General features: G+C 66.5%; 18 protein-coding genes and 1 riboswitch. Of the genes, 11 read left to right on the top strand and 7 right to left on the bottom strand.

Translation table 11 applies throughout. From position 1 onward, the window contains the following. Positions 1-30 precede the first annotated feature (30 nt). From RYM47_RS04740 to RYM47_RS04725, 4 genes are all read left to right on the top strand, one after another. Complete coding sequence (locus RYM47_RS04740) at positions 31-846, top strand: NAD-dependent protein deacetylase (RefSeq protein WP_315386404.1); 816 nt, start codon at positions 31-33, stop codon at positions 844-846. A gap of 96 nt (positions 847-942) precedes the next feature. Further along, entirely contained in the window at positions 943-2,049 is a 1,107-nt protein-coding gene (locus RYM47_RS04735) for an NADH:flavin oxidoreductase/NADH oxidase (protein ID WP_315386403.1), read from the top strand. 110 nt (positions 2,050-2,159) lie between these two features. Next, positions 2,160-3,011 carry a formyltetrahydrofolate deformylase gene (purU, locus tag RYM47_RS04730; protein ID WP_315386402.1) on the top strand — a complete coding sequence of 284 codons (852 nt, stop codon included), beginning with the start codon at positions 2,160-2,162 and terminating at the stop codon, positions 3,009-3,011. Between the two features lie 187 nt (positions 3,012-3,198). Then, positions 3,199-3,834 carry a LysE family transporter gene (locus RYM47_RS04725; protein WP_315386401.1) on the top strand — a complete coding sequence of 212 codons (636 nt, stop codon included), beginning with the start codon at positions 3,199-3,201 and terminating at the stop codon, positions 3,832-3,834. Between the two features lie 54 nt (positions 3,835-3,888). Here the strand turns inward: RYM47_RS04725 and RYM47_RS04720 are convergent, their stop codons facing one another. The 7 genes from RYM47_RS04720 to pnuC all read right to left on the bottom strand — a co-directional run bounded on the left by RYM47_RS04720 (position 3,889) and on the right by pnuC (position 12,520). Then, positions 3,889-4,212 (bottom strand): hypothetical protein, encoded by a 324-nt coding sequence (locus RYM47_RS04720; RefSeq protein ID WP_315386400.1) that lies wholly within the window; start codon positions 4,210-4,212, stop codon positions 3,889-3,891. A gap of 559 nt (positions 4,213-4,771) precedes the next feature. Next, a complete protein-coding gene (locus RYM47_RS04715; RefSeq protein WP_315386399.1) occupies positions 4,772-5,398 on the bottom strand; it encodes a nicotinamidase in 627 nt (208 codons plus the stop codon). A 62-nt stretch (positions 5,399-5,460) separates the two neighbouring features. After that, positions 5,461-7,758 (bottom strand): 5-methyltetrahydropteroyltriglutamate--homocysteine S-methyltransferase, encoded by a 2,298-nt coding sequence (metE, locus tag RYM47_RS04710; protein ID WP_315386398.1) that lies wholly within the window; start codon positions 7,756-7,758, stop codon positions 5,461-5,463. Between the two features lie 210 nt (positions 7,759-7,968). Then, positions 7,969-8,202: riboswitch (cobalamin riboswitch) on the bottom strand. Between the two features lie 33 nt (positions 8,203-8,235). Further along, positions 8,236-9,660 (bottom strand): nicotinate phosphoribosyltransferase, encoded by a 1,425-nt coding sequence (locus RYM47_RS04705; protein ID WP_315386397.1) that lies wholly within the window; start codon positions 9,658-9,660, stop codon positions 8,236-8,238. A 65-nt stretch (positions 9,661-9,725) separates the two neighbouring features. Then, complete coding sequence (locus tag RYM47_RS04700) at positions 9,726-10,781, bottom strand: bifunctional nicotinamide-nucleotide adenylyltransferase/Nudix hydroxylase (protein ID WP_315386516.1); 1,056 nt, start codon at positions 10,779-10,781, stop codon at positions 9,726-9,728. A gap of 91 nt (positions 10,782-10,872) precedes the next feature. Beyond that, complete coding sequence (locus RYM47_RS04695) at positions 10,873-11,934, bottom strand: AAA family ATPase (protein WP_315386396.1); 1,062 nt, start codon at positions 11,932-11,934, stop codon at positions 10,873-10,875. Beyond that, on the bottom strand, positions 11,927-12,520 hold the full coding sequence (pnuC, locus tag RYM47_RS04690; protein WP_315386395.1) for a nicotinamide riboside transporter PnuC: 594 nt from the start codon (positions 12,518-12,520) through the stop codon (positions 11,927-11,929). Before pnuC ends, RYM47_RS04695 begins: the two co-directional genes overlap by 8 nt. 191 nt (positions 12,521-12,711) lie before the next feature. Between pnuC and RYM47_RS04685 the strand changes: the two genes are divergently transcribed. The 7 genes from RYM47_RS04685 (at position 12,712) to RYM47_RS04655 (ending at position 19,252) form a co-directional block, all read left to right on the top strand. After that, positions 12,712-13,491 (top strand): hypothetical protein, encoded by a 780-nt coding sequence (locus RYM47_RS04685; RefSeq protein WP_315386394.1) that lies wholly within the window; start codon positions 12,712-12,714, stop codon positions 13,489-13,491. Between the two features lie 70 nt (positions 13,492-13,561). Continuing rightward, positions 13,562-14,131: a sigma-70 family RNA polymerase sigma factor gene (locus tag RYM47_RS04680; protein ID WP_315386393.1), complete on the top strand. Its 570-nt coding sequence runs from the start codon at positions 13,562-13,564 to the stop codon at positions 14,129-14,131. Further along, complete coding sequence (locus tag RYM47_RS04675; RefSeq protein WP_315386392.1) at positions 14,128-14,901, top strand: anti-sigma factor; 774 nt, start codon at positions 14,128-14,130, stop codon at positions 14,899-14,901. The genes RYM47_RS04680 and RYM47_RS04675 overlap by 4 nt, the downstream gene beginning before the upstream one ends. 152 nt (positions 14,902-15,053) lie before the next feature. Continuing rightward, positions 15,054-15,953 (top strand): acyl-CoA desaturase, encoded by a 900-nt coding sequence (locus RYM47_RS04670; RefSeq protein WP_315386515.1) that lies wholly within the window; start codon positions 15,054-15,056, stop codon positions 15,951-15,953. 1 nt (position 15,954) lies between these two features. After that, positions 15,955-17,235: an FAD-dependent oxidoreductase gene (locus tag RYM47_RS04665; protein WP_315386391.1), complete on the top strand. Its 1,281-nt coding sequence runs from the start codon at positions 15,955-15,957 to the stop codon at positions 17,233-17,235. Further along, positions 17,232-17,999, top strand: coding sequence for a DUF1365 domain-containing protein (locus RYM47_RS04660; protein ID WP_315386390.1), 768 nt, complete (start codon positions 17,232-17,234; stop codon positions 17,997-17,999). The genes RYM47_RS04665 and RYM47_RS04660 overlap by 4 nt, the downstream gene beginning before the upstream one ends. Then, positions 17,996-19,252, top strand: a complete 1,257-nt coding sequence (locus tag RYM47_RS04655; RefSeq protein ID WP_315386389.1) for a cyclopropane-fatty-acyl-phospholipid synthase family protein — start codon at positions 17,996-17,998, stop codon at positions 19,250-19,252. The genes RYM47_RS04660 and RYM47_RS04655 overlap by 4 nt, the downstream gene beginning before the upstream one ends. Position 19,253 lies beyond the last annotated feature (1 nt).

Below are 19,253 nucleotides of genomic sequence, written 5' to 3'. Positions count from 1 at the left end.
GAAGCCTGCAATCGCCCCCATCTAGCTGGCATGCCCACGCCCCTGGCCGACTTCATCCATAGCGCGCGTCGCCTGTTCGTCCTGACCGGCGCCGGCTGCAGCACCGACTCCGGCATTCCCGACTACCGCGACGCCGACGGCCAGTGGAAGCGCACCCCGCCGGTGAACTACCAGGACTTCATGGGCGGCGAGCCGACCCGCCAGCGGTACTGGGCACGCAGCCTGATTGGCTGGCCGCGCTTCGGCCAGGCCCAGCCGAACGGCACCCACGCCGCCCTGGCCGCCTTGGAAGCGCGCGGGCAGGTGGAAGTACTGCTCACCCAGAACGTGGACTGCCTGCACCAGCGCGCCGGCAGCGAAGCGGTGATCGACCTGCACGGCCGCCTCGACCAGGTGCGCTGCATGGGCTGCGAAACCCGCAGCAGCCGTGTGGATTTCCAGCACACCCTGCTGGCCGCCAATCCCGGCTGGGACACGCTGGAGGCGGGTATCGCGCCGGACGGCGACGCCGATCTGGAAAACGTGGATTTCAGCGCATTCAACGTCCCGGCCTGCCCACACTGCGGCGGCATCCTCAAGCCCGACGTCGTGTTCTTCGGCGAAAACGTCCCACGCGCGCGGGTAGACGCCGTGCACGCCCACCTGCAGAACGCCGACGCCGTACTCGTAGTCGGCTCCTCGCTGATGGTCTATTCCGGCTTCCGCTTCGTCCAGGCCGCCGCCAAGGCCGGCCTGCCAGTAGCCGCCCTAAACCTCGGCCGCACCCGCGCAGACGACCTGCTGACTCTCAAGGTAGAGCAACCCTGCGCGCCTGCGTTGTCGTTCCTGCTGCCAGCGACCGCGTAGGGCCGCTAGCCTCACCGTTCCACACATACGGTTGCCCGCATCCCCACTTCGCGGTGCAATACCCACCTGTTTTGATCTCCCCCGAGTCGCCCGCCCGTGAGCCAGCTCTTCTCCCCTGTATCCTTCGGACCGCTCCAACTGTCCAACCGCATCGTCATCGCCCCGATGTGCCAGTACTCCTGCACCGACGGCCTGGCCAACGACTGGCACCGCCAGCACCTCGGCCAGCTCGCCCAGTCCGGCGCCGGCCTGCTGATCCTCGAAGCCACCGCCGTCCTGCCCGAAGGCCGCATCAGCTGGGCCGACCTCGGCCTGTGGGATGACGCCACCGAAGCCGCCCTCACCTCGGTGATCGCCTCGGTGAAGCAATGGTCGCCGATGCCGCTGGGCGTGCAGCTCGCCCACGCCGGCCGCAAAGCCTCCTCGGCACGTCCGTGGGACGGCGGCGGCCAGATCCCGGCCTCCGACCCGAACGGCTGGACCCCGGTCGCACCCTCGGCGCTGCCCTTCAACAAGGCCGACCCCGCGCCCACCGAACTGGACACCGCCGGCATCGATGCCGTTGTCGAAGCCTTCGTCACCGCCGCCCGCCGCGCCGAACGCGCTGGTCTGGACCTGATCGAACTGCACGCCGCGCACGGCTACCTGCTGCACCAGTTCCTGTCGCCGCTCAGCAACCAGCGCCAGGACGAGTACGGCGGCTCGCTCGAAAACCGCATGCGGCTGCTGGTACGCGTGTTCGACGCCGTGCGCGAAGCCGTCTCCGACCGTATCAGCGTCGGCGTGCGCATCTCCGCCAGCGACTGGGTGGCCGGCGGTTGGGATATCGAACAGAGCAGCACCCTTGCGCAGATCCTGGACATGCGCGGCTGCCAGTTCCTGCATGTCTCCAGCGGCGGGCTCGACCCGCGCCAGAAGATCACGCTGGAGCCGGGCTACCAGGTGCCTTTCGCTGCGGCCCTCAAGGCCAAGGTGCGCATGCCGGTGATCGCCGTGGGCCTGATCACCGACCCGGCCCAGGCCGAGTCGATCCTGCGCCACAACCACGCCGACGCCGTCGCGCTGGCCCGCGGCATCCTTTACGAACCGCGCTGGCCGTGGCACGCCGCCGCTGCGCTGGGTGACTCCATCACCCCCGCGCCGCAGTACCTGCGCTGCGAACCGCGCGAAGCACGCGGCGTGTTCAATGCGCCTGCTGCGTAACTGACTCGGTAGCGCCCGACCGTTGGTCGGGCGTTGCCCGCGCGCACGCAGGAAGGTTTCAACTGACAGCAACGCTGCTCCTTGCGGCGCAGGTCCACTAGACTCGACCCATGCGCCCCGATTCCATCCTCACCCTCTCATGCCCGGACCGTACCGGGATCGTCTACCGCGTCTCCGGCCTGCTGTTTGAGCAGGGCTGCAACATCCTCGATGCGCAGCAGTTCGGTGATGACGAGAGCGGCCGATTCTTCCTGCGCGTGCATTTCGACCGCGATCCCGGCCAGCCCATCGAAACCATCCAGAACCGGATGGCAGGCCTGGCCTCTGACTTCAACATGGACTGGCAACTGCACGACGCCCGCCGCCGTGCCCGCCTGCTGGTGCTGGTGAGCAAGCAGGGACATTGCCTCAATGACCTGCTGTTCCGCGCGCACAGCCGCCAGCTGCACGTAGACATCGCTGCCGTCGCCTCCAACCACGAAGACTTCGGCGCCCTGGCAGGCTCCTATGGCATCCCGTTCCACCACCTGCCGGTCAATGCCGACAACCGTGCCGTGCAGGAACAGCAGATCATCGACCTGGTCGAGCGCGAGCAGATCGACTTGGTGGTCCTCGCCCGCTATATGCAGATCCTGTCACCGCAGCTGTGCCAAGCGCTGGCCGGCCGTGCCATCAACATCCACCACAGCTTCCTGCCCAGCTTCAAAGGCGCCCAGCCGTATCACCAGGCGCACGCACGCGGGGTCAAGATCATCGGCGCGACGGCACATTACGTCACCTCGGATCTCGACGAAGGCCCGATCATCGAGCAGGACGTCGCGCGGGTCGATCACGCCATGACCCCACGCGATCTGGTGCGCCTGGGCAGCGACACCGAATCGCAGGTGCTCGCTCGCGCCGTACGCCGCCACGTAGAGCACCGCATCATCCTCAACGGCCACCGCACCGTCGTATTCCGCTAAACAGCCTGATCCGACACTGTCCTGAGAACCGCCATCCGGTAGCGCCGGCCGTTGGCCGGCCCTCACGATGTCCGAACGTCACGCGACAACACACACCACCCAAAATTCACCGAGAATCCCCCGGTAGTGCCGGCCGCCGGCCGGCTCCCAGCAACAACAGGCCCACCCGGACCAAACGGACCACCTCGTGCTCGCACCCTACTGGGCAGAATTCCTAAGCCTCGCCGTCATCCACTTCCTCGCCGTAGTAGCCCCCGGCCCGGACTTCGCCGTAGCCGTCCGCCAAAGCGTCCGCTTCGGCCGCAAGGCCGGTATCTACACCTCCCTCGGCATCGGTGCGGGCATCTCGGTCCACGTGATCTACACCCTGATCGGCGTAGGCGCCCTGTTGCACACAACGCCATGGCTGATGACCGCAGCCAAATGGCTCGGCGCCGCGTACATCTTCTACCTGGGCGTGAAGTTCCTCGCCAGCAAACCGGGCAGTGCGGGTGCTGCTGTCACCGACGGAAAGCCCGAGGCAGCGCAAAGCCCAAGGCAGGCATTCGTCATCGGCTTCATGACCAATGCGACGAACCCCAAGGCAACCTTGTTCTTCCTCGCGGTGTTCACCACGATCGTCAGCGCGCAGACGCCATTGCCCATTCAGCTGCTCTACGGCGCATGGATGTGCCTGGTCAACGCCGCTTGGTTTGTGCTGGTCAGCGTCGCATTCTCAACCGCAGCCGTGCGGCAGAAGTTCCTGAGTACCAGCCACTGGTTCGAGCGGGTGATGGGCGTGCTGCTGATCGGATTCGCGCTGCGGTTGGTGTTCATGGCGTAGAAGCGGCCGGGCAGAGCCCGGCGCTACGTGGGGCCAGCCGGGCAGGGCCCGGCTCTACCGTTCCTGATCCGCTTTGCGTGAGCGCTTCTTCTTTGGCTCGTGCTTGCGATAGCGGTAGGGGAGCGGTACTGGTGTTTCATCCAGGATGAGAGTTACGCGGCCGGGAGAGGTTTCCACCATTACGCGGTGGCCGGTCTTCAGGCCCAGTCGTTCGAGCCAGACCCCGCACAGCTGCAAGCGGGGAATGAAGAGTCCTGGTGGCAGGATGTTGCCCGCCGGGTGCTGCAGGGCGGAAACACGAATGCTCTTGGGCTGATACCAGCCGATGCCTACTTGTTGAGTGGGATCGGTGGTTGGATCCATCGTTGAACGGCTCATGCGGCTACTCCATCGGAAGTGCCCCCTCGTCGGCGACGAGGGAGTCGGGAGGTTGATATCCGCTAAACCATCGGCGTGACTTATTCCCAGGAGGTGTTGTATTCGCCACCCTCCCGACGCAGAACTTCGCATTTGCAGTGGTTTAGCTAGGGGATATCAAGCCCGAGACCACACGATGCACAGCTGCTCAATGACAGAGAAGTTGGCATTTCCTAAGGATAGCGAGGTATCGATTCGCTGGGTCTATGGTGCGTCGCAAGTGAGCCAGATCTTGGGTGGAGATGCGCTTCTAGCGATACACAGTTCGCAGAATCAACGGTTCAACGCCCATTGGATTTCTGAAGAATTCTGATGAGTGCGTATCGGATAGTGTCGTTAACGGCCGACAGTGCGCTTGCTTCGGTCCGGCACCGCGATGACACGCGTGGCGTGTCACTACGCGGGATGCATGCGCCGCGCGTCGCCGGACCACGCGCGCGATGCATGCCGCCGCGTCACGCGCACGACGCGTAGCGACACGCCATGCGTGTCCCACGCCTCGCTGGGTCACACGTGCCAGTCAGGCAATCGCAATCTTCGCCTTGGCCAGCGCCTCACGCACCATCCCGTCATTGGCATCGGTCACCGGCCGGGTCAGGTCCCACAGAAACTTCACCCGGAACCCGGACTTCACCGCATCCTGTGCACTCCACAGCACGCAATAGTCGCGAGCCAACCCACACACATGCACCTCGCGGATGCCGCGCTCGTGCAGCCACCCGGCCAAACCAGTGGGCGGGCGATTACCGTCTGGCCCATGGTTCTCGCGGAACGCGCTGTACGAGTCCACCTCGCGCCGCATGCCCTTGCGCAGGATCAGGTCTGCAGGGGTCCAGTCCACTCCCGGATGCAGCACCGCGCCCGGCGTGCCCTGCACGCAATGGTCCGGCCACAGCGTCTGCGGCTGCGCGTGCAGCAGAATGGTTTCGAACGGCAGCTGGCCCGGTTGCTGGCTGGCATACGAGGCGTGATCCGCCGGGTGCCAGTCCTGCGTTGCCACCACCGTGCGGTACTGGCGCTGGGCCAGCACCGCGGCAATGCCCGGCACGATCTCGTCGCCGTCCACGCAGGGCAACGCGCCGCCTGGCATGAAGTCGGGCTGCAGATCGATCACGACCAGGGCAACGTCAGCGGGGAATTGGCTCATGTCAGGCGTCATGCGGGGTGGGGTGTCCCAGTGTAGCGGACACCCCTGAACCGGACTCCGCGTCAGGCCGCGTTCGCGTCCGCCGTCTCATCCCGCAACTGCCGCGCGGCAGCCACCAGCGCTTCCAGCGCAGCCCGGGTTTCCTTCCAGCCACGGGTCTTCAACCCGCAGTCCGGATTCACCCAGATCTGCTCCGGCCGCAGCACCTCGGCGGCCTTGCGCAGCAGCGACAGCATTTCTTCCTTGTCCGGCACGCGCGGGGAATGGATGTCGTACACGCCCGGCCCGATCTCGTTGGGATACTGGAACTTCACGAACGCATCCAGCAGCTCCATGCGCGAGCGCGAGGTTTCGATGGAGATCACATCGGCGTCCATCGCCGCCACCGAGAGGATGATGTCGTTGAACTCGGAGTAGCACATGTGGGTGTGGATCTGGGTCGCATCACGCACGCCACTGGCACTGATCCGGAACGCTTCCACCGCCCAGTCCAGGTACTCGCGCCACTGCGCGCGCCGCAGCGGCAGGCCTTCGCGGATCGCCGGTTCGTCGATCTGGATCACGCCGATACCAGCCGCTTCCAGGTCCAGCACCTCATCGCGAAGTGCCAGCGCGATCTGTCGGCACGTATCAGCACGCGCCTGGTCGTCGCGCACGAACGACCACTGCAGCACCGTCACCGGACCGGTCAGCATGCCCTTCATCGGGCGGTCGGTCAGGGACTGCGCGTATTGCGACCAGCGCACCGTCATCGGCTGCGGGCGGCTCACGTCGCCATAGATCACCGGCGGCTTCACGCAGCGCGAGCCATAGCTCTGCACCCAGCCATTCTTGGTGAACGCGAAGCCTTCCAGCTGCTCGCCGAAATACTCCACCATGTCGTTGCGCTCGAACTCGCCATGCACCAGCACGTCCAAGCCGATCTGTTCCTGGATGCGCACACAGTGCTCGGTCTGGCTTGCGAGGAAGGCATCGTAGTCTGCATCGGAAAGCGTGCCGGACTTGTTGCGTGCCCGCGCCTCCCGCACTTCAAGCGTCTGCGGGAATGAGCCAATCGTGGTGGTGGGGTAGCGCGGCAGCTTGAGTGCAGCCGCCTGCGCCAGATGGCGCTGCGGATAGCGGCTGTGGCGTTGCGCATCTGCCGCAGTCAGTGCGGAAAGTCGTGCGCCTACCGCGGGGTTGTGCACGCGCGGCGAGCGCCGGCGCGAATCAATGCGCTCGCGCGACAACGTCAGCGCGGCCTCGGCGCGCGCCGGGGCGTCGATGGCGTCGGCCAGCACGCGCAGTTCGCCGAGCTTCTGCTTCGAGAACGCCAGCCAGCCACGCAGTTCGTCGTCGAGCTTCTTCTCGTGGTCCAGATCCACGGGGGTGTGCAGCAGCGAACACGACGGCGCCAGCCACAGGCAGTCACTGCCCAGCTGCCCATGCGCGTAGCGCGCGAGCACCAGCGCGTTGTCCAGGTGGGTGCGCCAGATGTTGCGGCCATTGACCAGCCCGGCCGAGAGCACGCGCCCGACCGGCAGCGCCTTGATCACCACGTCCAGCTGTTCGGGTGCACGCACCAGGTCCACGTGCAGGCCATCCACCGGTAGCGAGGCGGCCAGTTTCAGGTTGTCGTCCAGCGCACCAAAGTAGGTGGCAACCAGCACCTTGGGGCGCTTGGCTTCGGCCAGCACCGCATAGGCGTGGGTGAACGCGGCGCGCGCTTCAGCACTGAGATCCTGCACCAGTGCGGGCTCGTCCAGCTGCACCCACTGCGCACCGGCCGCGTGCAGCTGGCCCAGCAGCTCCACATACACCGGCAGCAGCGCGTCCAGCAGTTCCAGCGCCGGGCTGCCATCCACGGTCTTGGACAGCAGCAGGAAGGTCACCGGGCCAATCAGCACGGGGCGGGTTTCGATGCCCAGCGCCTTGGCCTGGCGGTACTCGGCCAGAGGCTTGTCGCCCCGCAGCGCGAAGCCCTGGCCGGCCTGCAGCTCAGGGACCAGGTAGTGATAGTTGGTATCGAACCACTTGGTCATTTCCAGCGCGTGCAGGTCCACGCCATCGCGCTGCAGGCCGCGCGCCATCGCGAAGTACCCGGTGAGCGGGTCGGCGTCGGCCAGCGCGCGGTAGCGGGCGGGAATGGCGTCGAACAGGAACGCGGCATCCAGCACCTGGTCGTAAAGGCTGAAGTCGTTGCTGGGTGGCACATCCACCCCGGCTTCGCGCTGCAGTTGCCAGTGCGTGGCCCGCAGGCCGGCGGCGGTGTCCAACAGTGAAGCAGTGCTGCTTTGGCCCGACCAGAACGCTTCCAGCGCGCGCTTGAGCTCGCGTTTGGCGCCGATGCGGGGGAAGCCCAGATTGGTAACAGTGGTCATGAAACGTATCCTCATTGCGTAGGCATTGAGGAACGAAGGAACTGCGCGGCCCGCACGCCATTGCTGCCGTGCCCGCCCCGCCAGCGACCTTCGCCCCCGCGGGCGAACCGGATGCCACGAAGCGGACGCACGGGGGCAGGGCCCTGCACTATGCAAGGCGTCAGGCCCCGGCAACCTCCCCGCGGACGTTCCAGGTCGAATCAGAGGACGGTCGTGTCCTCCGGCCGGGGCCGGTATTCGGGCTGATGGACACGGGCGCGAACGCCCACCTACTCCCTGCCGCTTCCCAGGCCGTAAAGCCCAGTGCTGTTGGCAGGTGTCGTTTCCATTCACCGCTGCGGGGCAGCTCCGGAATGGGTGCGCAAGGCACCGTCACCGGATTCCCGTTTAAACCCATCCCTTCATCTGCATGAAGAGATGGATACCTTCGGCGAGCACAAGGTAGGCCGATTGGGGGATGGGGTCAAGGTCTGGCGTCTAGAGCCGCGTGACATCGGCCCGATGGCGGATCGCAGTGAGGTTGTCATCCTGGATCAGACGGCCGTTCTCCCAGACCGTGACCATCGCGTCCTCGAAGCCGAGTGGCAGGCTGACGTCTTCCGTCGCGCCCGCCTCGGCCGGCACCGATACCGTGCGGAACTGCCCGTACTCGCGGTGGCGCAGCAGACGCAGGCGGCCACGCTTGCTCTGCTTGCCGCTATCGGTCACCGGGTCCTTGTAGACGTCGATCCAGCGACCGTCCACCCGGGCAGCCGAGCACTTCAGTGCGAACTTCTGTGTGTCGCGGTCCAGCCGCTGCAGCAGCGCACCGCCCATGCCGAAGGCAACATTGTCGGCCGCGTAACCGGCAGCGGTGATGTGCTCAAGAATGGCGCGGATACTGTCCGGGTTCACACCGTCGCCCTGGATCACCCGCACATGGTTCAGCACCTTGTAGCCCTTTGCGCTCGTCGTGTGCCCGAACGCCTCATCCAGCAGTTCCAGGCACTGCAGGACGACGGTAACCGGATCGCCCGAGTCCGGGCGGATGACCACCATGGCCCCCGAATCGATCACCTGCTGGCGCAGGGTGCTGCCCCAGTGCTGGCGGATGGCGTGGTAGATGTCATAGCTGTCCGATACCACTGCGACAAGAGCCCCCGGCTTGGCGAACTTCGACAGCATGTTTCGGTATGCCTCCACCTCATTCTCGCGGCCCCAGCTGGTAATCGTGCTGTGCTCGGCGGCGGGGATGGAATACCCCGCCATGGGATCGTGATAGAACGCCTTGGCGAACAGCAGGGCCGATACGGTGTCGGTACCCTGGAAGTTCACCAGGTGCGCTGCACCACCAATGGCGGCGGATTCGACACTCGAAACCCCACGGCTGCCGAAATCGTGCAGTTTGAATGGCAACTGGCTCTCCGGATCGTCACTGGTAAGGTCCAGGAAGCGGCGGATGGTCTGCTTGGCATGCCAGCTGGTGGTTGCCACCGTGACGGGGTACCAGATGCGAAGCAGCATCGTTTCCAGGTACGACGGCACCCAGAACGCCTGCGGGTCCGTGGATTCGATCGTCATCAAGGCGTTGTGCACCGGAACCACGGTGCCTTCGGGTACGGCCCGGATGCGGATCGGCATGAGACCGTGGTGCTGGTCGACGATGTAGCGCCAGCCTTCCTCGTTGAAAGGGAGTCCATGGGCGAGGAAGAGGTCGCGCGCCGCGTCGACCTCGGCATGGGTGATCGGCTTGGACAGGTACTGCTTCAGAATCGCCTGCAGGCCGAAGAAGACGGTGCGGTCGTAAAGGCCGCCCCGCGATTCCACGTAGAAGAAGGTGGCATCGGTTCCCGGCGGATACTGCAGCCAATGACTGGCCTTGTAGCTGTCGGTATTCAGGAGAAGATTATCGAGGTAATGCATGACGGAAGCTCCTTCGCGTCGGGTGGCGCCTGCGGTCTATCCGCTGGCGATGGAACGGGTCGGGTTCAGCCCCGGCCCAGGAAGAACTCCAGGATGTGCAGGTGGTCTTCGTACAGCTGCGGGCCCATGTCCAGCGCCTCGCTTACCGGGATCCAGCGTGCCTTGTCGGCGTCATCGCCACCGCGTACGGGCGGCAGTTCCCCGGCGGCAAACTCGAAGTGGAAGGCGTGGGTGATGGTGCGGCCGCGCTGGCTGCGATCGGGATGGTCGAAGACCTGTTGGCCCTTCAATGAACCCTTCAGCACCGGCAGCGGGATCTTGAGGCGGGTCTCTTCGCGCAGCTCACGCAGGCAGCTGTCGAGCAACGTCTGTTGCTGGCCGACGAAGCCGCCCGGCAAGGCCCAGAGCCCCTTGCCTGGCTCCGAGCGACGACGCACCAGCAGAACGTGGCCGGAGTGCACGACCACCGCATCGGTAGTGACAAAGGTGGGCGCATAAGGCGCATCCTTCCAGGCGGCCCGGTACTGCTCGATGAAACGGTACTCGGCTACCAGCTGGCCGTACGCCGGAGCGCTCTTCCGGAACGCTTCCAGCATTTCGTACACCGGTGCAGGGACGTTGCCGCGCAACATCAGCAGTGCGCCGTGGAAGTCCAGGTCACCGGACTCGAACAGGTAGCGGCGCAGCTCCGTGGCCGACAGCGTCTCGGTGTGCTGCACATCCACCAGCGGCCATTGCGGGAACTCGCGCAGGTAGTAGCTCGAGGCATCCTTGTCCATGCCCACCAGCCCGACCTTGGCATCCGCCGTCGCACCATCGGCACGCAGCGCGTCGGCCACGGCCCGCTGTACGCCGGCAATCCAGTGCGCCTCGTTATACAGGTGATCGCGAAGCGGACGGATGATCAGCCGTGCGGCGTCGCCCTCAAGGGCGGCCTGGATCATCACGGCGCGCTCGGCCACGGTCCAGGGATTGCGGAGGCTGCGGGGGGTATCGGCAGAACCGACCAGGAAGATCAGCTTGCGGGCCCGGCTCAGGGCCAGGCGGGCAACGGCGGCATGGCCGTTGTGGAAGGGCTCGAAACGCCCAATGAAGACGAGGTAGTCGTATTCCATGAGAATCCCTCATGTCGTTGTGGCTGCCGCGGGTCTGTCCCTTGGCTTGCTACAGATGCTACGCCTCCTGTTCAGGCCGTCAAGCCCGCGTTCGTGGTCACGGGCCGTTGAGTTCATCCAGCGCCTGGACTACCCGCGACACGCGCGCTTCAACCGAACCCGCCAGGAGGGTGAACGGCATTCCCCGTGCCGACAGCGCCGCCACGTAGGCACGTTGCTGCGCCAGCCTGAAGCTTTCGTCGCGGCGGGTGCCGTCCTGCACGAACGGGAAATCAGCCGCGCAAAGGAACAGCATGTCGTAGTGTCGCTGCGCATGGGCGTGCAGTGCCGGCTCGGCGCGGCCGAACATGTCCTCGCAGTAGAGGAGTGTGGTCAGCGGGGTGGTGTCGCACACAAGCCAGCGGTTGGCATGGCAGGCCATCGCGTCTTCGCGGGCTACCTGTACGTCGGCGATGTGCAGGAGGTCGTCGTAACCCAGCGCTCCCTGGCATGCCTCCCAATGCTCGCGCCCGAACTCCGGTACCCACTGGGTCTGCAGATGCGCGGCCAATGCAGCGGCAAGCGTGCTCTTGCCAGTGGATTCTCCACCCAGAAGGCCAATCCTGCCGACGAAGCCCGCGTACACACGTGGATCGAGAAATCCGCGCAACGCGTGCGGATCGCGCCGAAGTGCGGTGCCCGAAATAGGAATGAGGGAGCGCGTCAGGTCCAGGCACACGTGCGCCACAGGCCAGTGCTCGCCGGTCTCGGCACTGAACGTCTCCTGCAGGGCCGCAGCAAAGCCGTCGCCGTAAGACTCGCTGGTGAACACCGCATCCACCCGCAGGCCCCATAGGTCGATGCACACCCACGCCACGAACGCGCGCTGTGCCGCGTCATCGTCCAGGTTCGTGGGCAGTTGGCGCACCGGCAGGTTGCGCTGCAGACACTCGGCGGCCAGCCGTGCATCGTCCAGTACCAGCCGCTCAAGAGTTGGGTACAGCGCGTGCAGCCACGCATCACGCTGTGCGGCGTGGCAGCCGTCGAATTCCGGCTCACTCCAGCTCAGCACCAGCACACGCTCGCAGCGTGCCACGGCATGGTCGATCAGTGCCTGGTGGCCACGATGCAACGGGCTGAACTTGCCAACCACCAATCCCGCGCCGAAGCGTTCAGCCATGCGCGTCGTTCCCTTCAGCCGGCGCTGACTGTTCGCGCATCAACCGCCGCCAGTGTCGCAGTGACACCACTGCGTTGATCCAGAACACCACGTAGAGCAGTGCGGTCAGGTGCAGTCCGCGGGTGGCATACAGCGGCACGGCCACGCTGTTGACCATCAACCAGAACCACCACGAGTGCAGCTTGCGGCGCATCATCAACAGCTGCGCGACAACGCTGAGCACGAGGATCGCTGAATCCAGGAACGGCGCGTAGGCATCGGTCCAGGTGTGCAGCAGCCACCCGTAGCCGATGCTTGCCAGCACCGCTGCCGGCAGTATCCAGGCGAGCGTCGGCAGGCGCACGTTGGTAATGGGCAGGGCATGCCCATGATCGCCGCGCAGCCACTGCCACCAGCCGATCACGCTTGTGACCACGAACACACCCTGCAGCACCACGTCCGCGTACAGCCGGGCTTCGTAGAACACCAAGGCAAAGAGGCTGCAGCCGATGATGCCCGTCCACCAGGTGTGGACGCTGTTGCGGCCGGCAAGCAGGATGGACGCGGCCACGGTAACGTTGGCGGCGATCTCCAAGGCCGTGGTCACGCCAAGGCTCCCAGAAGGTCCAGAGCGTCGTACGCAGTCAAACTGATTGGTGCCCGCGAACGGTACTGGAACACGTTGAACGGCAGCATCAGGTCTCTTGGGTCGCGGGGGGCCGGGAGAGTCTACCCGGCCACTGCATCCGCCGCGCCTCTTCCCCCGTATCTCTCCACGACCTCCCTCTGGAAACGGGCATGCGCCGCTCATTCACAGTTCCTGCCGGGCTGCTTCTGCTGCCGTGTCCGCTGTTCGCCGGTGCCGAAGCCATCCAGCGCCAGGAAGGGCGCGCGTTCGCGGCCGAAGGGAACACGCTGCTCTACCGCGAAACCCACTGGCTGCAGGGCCCGCCCTCCGCGCAGTCGCGTCTGGTGCTGTACCGCTGTGCCGATGGGCGGCCGTTCGCGCGCAAATGGATGACCCCTCAGGGGAGCGCGCAGACGCCGGACTTCAGCCTGGAAGATGGGCGTGACGGTTATCAGGAAGGGGTGCGTGGCAGCGGCGCGGCGCGCACGGTGTACCTGCGTAGCTCGGCGACAGCCGTGCCTGTCAGCCGCACGCTGACGGTCCCACCCGATGCCGTGGTCGACGCCGGTTTCGACGCAGCCGTACGCGGCCACTGGGCCGCCCTGCGTGAGGGCAAGCCAGTCGCGTTCCAGTTCGTGCTGCCAAGCCGCCAGCGCCTGGTGCCGCTGAAACTGCAGCGCACCGGCGCAACCACCTGGCAGGGCCAGCCCGCCCAGCAACTACAGATGAAACTGGACGCCTGGTTCGGCTTTGCAGTACCCGCGGTCACCTTGGTCTACGCCAACGCCGACCAACGCCTTCTGCAGTTCACCGGCACCGGCAACGTCCGCGACGCCAAGGGCCGCTATCCGCAGGTCCGCGTGGAGTTCCCCAGTGCGCCTGCCGCCGCCACTGCGGCCGAGCTTGCCACGGCCAGGGGGCAGGATCTGGTGAAGACATGCGACAGCTGAATACCCTCTTGCAGCCAGTCAAAAGAGCAACGACCATGCAGGCACGCTCCCTGCCGACACCGAGTTTTCGATGCCTGAGTTGGACGCTTCCGATACCGCCGCAGCCGCACGCCTCAACGGGCTGCTGGTCCAGGTGGCCCGTGGTGACCGCCAGGCGTTCGAGCAGGTCTACCAGCTCGCGTCCGGCCGCCTGTTCGCGATCTGCCTGCAGCTGCTGCGCGACCGCAACGACGCCGAAGACGTGCTGCAGGAAGTCTTCACCTCGGTCTGGAACAAGGCAGGGCAGTTCGATCCTGCCAAGGCCTCGGCCATGACCTGGCTTTCCATGACCGCCCGCCATCGAGCAATCGACCGCCTGCGCGCCGCACCGCCGCGCGCGATGGACGACCTCTCGGTGATCGAGGACCTGCCCGATGGCGATGCCCAGCCACCGCAGGCGGCCGAGCAGTCTTCGGACCGCGCGCGCCTGGCGCAGTGCCTTGAAACGCTTGAGAGCAAGCGCCGCGCGCTGATCCGCGCGGCGTTCCTGGACGGCTCCAGCTATGAAGAGCTGGCCCGCCGCATCGGTTCGCCGCTGGGCTCGGTCAAGAGCTGGATCCGGCGCGGCCTTGGCCAACTGCGGGTGTGCCTGGAACGATGAACATCCGCGACCTTCACGACGAATTCGACGACGAACAGCCGCCCAGCGCCGACATCCTGGCGGGCGAGTATGTGCTGGGCGTGCAGGACGCCGCCGAGCGCCGCCAGCTGGAACAGCGCATCGCCCAGGACCCGGGGTTCGCCCGCCTGGTCGAACAGTGGCAGAGCCGGCTGGCGCCGCTGCTGGACGCGTTCGGCAGCGAAGCAGTGCCGGCGCATGTATGGCCGCGCATCCGCACCGCGCTCGGGTGGCCGGCAGCAGTGGTGGCCCCCAAGCTCTGGCAGCGCACCGGGTTCTGGCAGGGCATGACCGCCCTGGCCGCAGCCCTGGCGCTGGTGGCAGTGTTCAACCGCCAGCCGCTGCAGCCGCCCGCACCGGTTACCCCGGTGGCCGTCACCCCGGCACCGACCCCGGCCGAGCCGGAGCAGGCGACCAAGCCGGTCACCCCGCTGCTGCACGACGACGGCACGCCTGGCTGGCTGGCCTCGGTCGACAAGGCCCAGGGCAAGGTGTTGATGGTGCCGGTGCCCGCGCCCGCCGATGCTGCAGGGCGTGCGCCGGAGCTGTGGCTGATCCCGGCCGGCGGCACGCCGCGCTCGCTGGGCCTGGTCTCGATCAACCGCGCCCACACCGTGGCGGTGCCCGAGGCGCTGCGTGATGTGCTGGTGAACGGCTCGATGCTGGCCATCACCCTGGAACCGGCAGGCGGCGCGCCGCAGGGCATTCCGACCGGCCCGATCATCGCCAAGGGCGACATCGCCAACCTGTAAGCCACACCCTTCCGGATTTAATTTCGGAAGGGGTGCATCCAAACGCGGCGGGCCTGCGTATCTCCTGATGAACCAGTCAGGAGACGCGCGACATGCAGTCCCGTTCCACCCCCGACACACCCGCCCGCGCCCCGCGCGGCCGCTGGGCCACCGTGCTGCGCTGGTTCGATACCGGCGCGGAGCAACCGGTGGCGGGCACTGGCGGCAATCGCGTGGACTGGCTGCGTGCGATCCCGTTCGTGGCCATGCACCTGGCGTGCCTCGCGGTGATCTGGGTGGGGGTGTCCTGGGTCGCGGTGGGCGTGGCGCTGGCGCTGTATGCCGTGCGCATGTTCGCGATCACCGCGTTCTACCACCGCTACTTCGCCCATCGCACCTTCCGCACCTCGCGCGGGGTGCAGTTCGTGTTCGCGGTGATCGGCGCCTCCAGCGTGCAGCGCGGCCCGCTGTGGTGGGCCGCTCATCACCGCAACCATCACCGCCATACCGAAACCGCGGCCGACCCGCATTCCCCGACCGTGCACGGCTTCTGGTGGAGCCACATGGGGTGGTTCCTCACTGCTGAAGGCTTCCGCACCGACTGGGCGCGCATTCCTGATCTGGTGCGCTACCCGGAACTGCGCTGGCTGGACCGCTTCGACACGCTGGTACCGGTGGCACTGGCCGCCGCCCTGTTCGGGCTGGGCGCGCTGCTGGAGCGGGTAGCGCCGGGGCTGGGCACCAGCGGCGGCCAGATGCTGGTCTGGGGCTTCTTCATTTCCACGGTGGTGCTGTTCCACGCCACGGTGACGATCAACTCGCTGGCGCACCGCTTCGGGCGCCGGCGCTTCGCCACCGGCGACGACAGTCGCAACAACCTGTGGCTGGCCCTGCTGACCTTCGGCGAAGGCTGGCACAACAACCACCACTTTTTCCCGGGCACGGCTCGGCAGGGCTTCTACTGGTGGGAAGTGGACATCACCTGGTACGGGTTGCGCGCAATGGCCGCGCTGCGCCTGGTGCGCGACCTGAAACCCGTGCCGGCCTGCGTGCTGGCCAAGGCGGAGCACTGACATGCGCATCGCAGTGATCGGATCGGGCATCGCCGGGTTGGCCAGCGCATGGTGGCTGGGCCGGCGCCATGAAGTAACGCTGTTCGAAGCAAACGATTACCTCGGTGGTCACACCCACACCCATCTGGTGCAGGTGGATGGGCGCCTGCAGTCGGTGGATACGGGCTTCATCGTGTTCAACCCGCAGAACTACCCGCTGCTGACCGCGCTGTTCGACGACCTGGGCGTGGCTTCACAACCCACCACGATGAGCTTTTCGGTGCACAGCGAGCGTAGCGGCGTGGAGTACAACGCCACCTCGCTGGACACCCTGTTCTGCCAGCGGCGCAACCTGGCCTCACTGCGCTTCTGGGGCATGCTGCGCGACCTGCGCCGCTTCTACCGCGAGGCGCCGAAGCTGCTGCACAGTGGCGCCGAAGGGCCTTCGCTGGGCGAGTTCCTCGACGCAGGCCGCTATGGCGGCGCCTTCATCCAGGAACACCTGCTGCCGATGGCCTCGGCCCTGTGGTCCGCACCGATCGCGAGCCTGGCGCACTTCCCGGCGCGCTATCTGGTGCAGTTCATGGCCAACCACCAGATGCTCCAGATGAGCGGACGGCCGGAATGGCGGGTGGTCACGGGTGGTTCGGCGCGTTACGTGGACGCGATGCGTCGGCGCTGGCGGGTACGTGAGCGACTGGAATCGCGGGTGCTGGGGATAGAACGGCACGAACACGGCGTGCGCGTGCTCACCGCAGAGGGCCTGGAAGGCTTCGACCAGGTGGTGCTGGCCTGCCACAGCGACCAGGCGCTGGCGCTGTTGTCCGACGCCGACCCCATCGAGCGCAGCGTGCTCGGCGCGATTCGCTACCAGCCCAACGAAGTAGTGCTGCATACCGACGCCAGCCTGCTGCCGCGCAACCGCAAGGCCTGGGCGGCCTGGAATGCGCACGTGCCGCGCGATCCGATGGCGCCGTGTTCGGTCAGCTACTACATGAACGACCTGCAGGGCATCGACACCCCCAGCCCGCTGGTGGTCACGCTCAACCGCACCGCCGCGATCGCGCCGGACAAGATCCTGCGCACCCTGCACTACTCACATCCGGTACACGACCATGAAATGGTGCGTGCACAGGCGCGCTGGTCTGAAGTGCAGGGGCGTCGTCGTACCTGGTTCGCCGGTGCGTACTGGGGCTGGGGCTTTCACGAAGACGGCATCCGCAGCGCGTGCCGGGTGGCGGACGCGCTGCACCTGCTCGATGCCGAAGCCTATTGGCCGTTGTCGCAGGGCCTGCCCGCATGAGTGCCAGCGCCCTCTACCGTGGTCGCATGCAGCACCGTCGGCATGCGCCGCAGGCGCATGCATTCGACTACCCGGTGGCGCAGCTGCTGCTGGACCTGGATGAGATCGATGAGGTGTTCAAGCACCGCTGGTTCTGGTCGGTCGGGCGCCGCAACCTGGCCGAGTTCCGCCGCAGTGACTACCTTGGAAATCCCGAACAGCCGCTGGCTGACGCGGTGCGTGCGCGGATCACCGATGCACTGGGCCGCGCACCGGCCGGACCGATCCGGCTGCTGACCCACCTTCGCTACGGCGGTCACGTATTCAACCCGGTCAGTTTCTATTACTGCTATGACACCGACGGCAGCACGCTGGACTGCATCGTGGCCGAGATCACCAACACGCCGTGGAAGGAGCGCCACGCCTACGTGTTGCCGGTGAGCAAGGCCGACGTACACGGCCGCGCGCTGGCCTGGACCTTCGACAAGCGCTTCCACGTCTCCCCATTCATGCAGATGGACTGCGAATACCGCTGGCGCTTCACCGCCCCCGGCACCGACCTGCACGTGCACATGCAGGTGTGGCGCGACGGCGAGCGCCAGTTCGACGCCGACCTGGCGCTGCAGCGCCATCCGCTCGACGGCCCCGGCCTGGCCCGCGTGCTGCTGCGCTACCCGCTGATGACCGTGCAGGTGGTGGCTGCCATCCACTGGCAGGCGCTGCGCCTGTGGCTCAAGCGCAACCCGGTACACGACCATCCTTCCATTGCTGGAAAGACCCCATGAACGACATGACCCAACCGCTGGCGCTGCCCCAGCCCAGCGCACTGGAAGCCTTCCTGCGCCGTCGCCTGCTCGCGCAGCTGGCACCCCTGCAGGGCGGGCGGCTGCACCTGCGCGACGCGCTCGGCGATGTCTCCCTGGGTGATGTCGAGGCTCCGCTGCAGGTCACCGTATGGGTGGACAACCCGGCGTTCTACCGCGCAGTGGCGGCGCAGGGCAGCGTGGGCGCGGGCGAGGCGTACATCGCCGGGCACTGGCGCTGCGACAACCTGGTCGCGCTGGTGCAGCTGCTGGTGGGCAATCGCGCGCTGCTGGATGGGATGGAGCGGGGCCCGGCGCGGTTCGGTGGCTGGCTGCTGCAGGGCTGGAACCATCTGCGTCGCAACACCCGCGAAGGCAGCCGCCGCAACATCGCCGCGCATTACGACCTGGGCAACGCGTTCTTCTCGCTGTTCCTCTCCAGTGACCTGATGTATTCCTCGGCGCTGTATTCCGAACCCGGCGACACGCTCGAAGCCGCCTCGCGACGCAAGCTGGCCCGCATCTGCGAACAGCTGCAGCTCAAGCCCGGCGACCGCGTGATCGAAATCGGCACTGGGTGGGGCGGATTCGCGGTGTATGCCGCCCTTCACCATGGTTGCCACGTCACCACCACCACCATCTCCAGGGAGCAGTACGCCCTGGCCACCGAGCGGGTGGCCAGGGCGGGACTGCAGGACAAGGTGGCCGTGCTGCTGAAGGACTACCGCGACCTGGACGGCCAGTACGACAAGCTGGTCTCCATCGAGATGATCGAAGCGATCGGCGCGCAGTACCTGGACACCTACTTCGCCACGCTCGGCCGCCTGCTGAAGCCCGAAGGGCTGGCCCTGCTGCAGGCCATCACCATCGAAGACCATCGCTACCAGCAGGCGCTGGGCAGCGTGGACTACATCAAGCGCTTCGTGTTTCCCGGCAGCTTCATTCCTTCGCTGCAGGCGATGATGACCGCCAAAACCCGCAGCAGCGACCTGCAGTTGATCGGCCAGCACGACTTCGGCCAGTCCTACGCGCTCACCCTGCGTGCATGGCGTCGCCGGTTCCTGTCGCAGCTGCCGGCGGTGCGCGCACAGGGGTTCGACGAGCGTTTCATCCGCCTGTGGGAGTTCTACCTGGCGTACTGCGAAGGCGGCTTCCTGGAGCGCTCCATCGGCGTCTCGCAGCTGCTGTTCGCCCGCCCCGGCTACCGTCCGGCCGACATCCCGGGAACGCACTGAC

This window comes from uncultured Stenotrophomonas sp. (assembly GCF_963519125.1).
Taxonomy (GTDB): domain Bacteria; phylum Pseudomonadota; class Gammaproteobacteria; order Xanthomonadales; family Xanthomonadaceae; genus Stenotrophomonas.
This window is presented reverse-complemented; position numbering and strand designations above follow the sequence as displayed.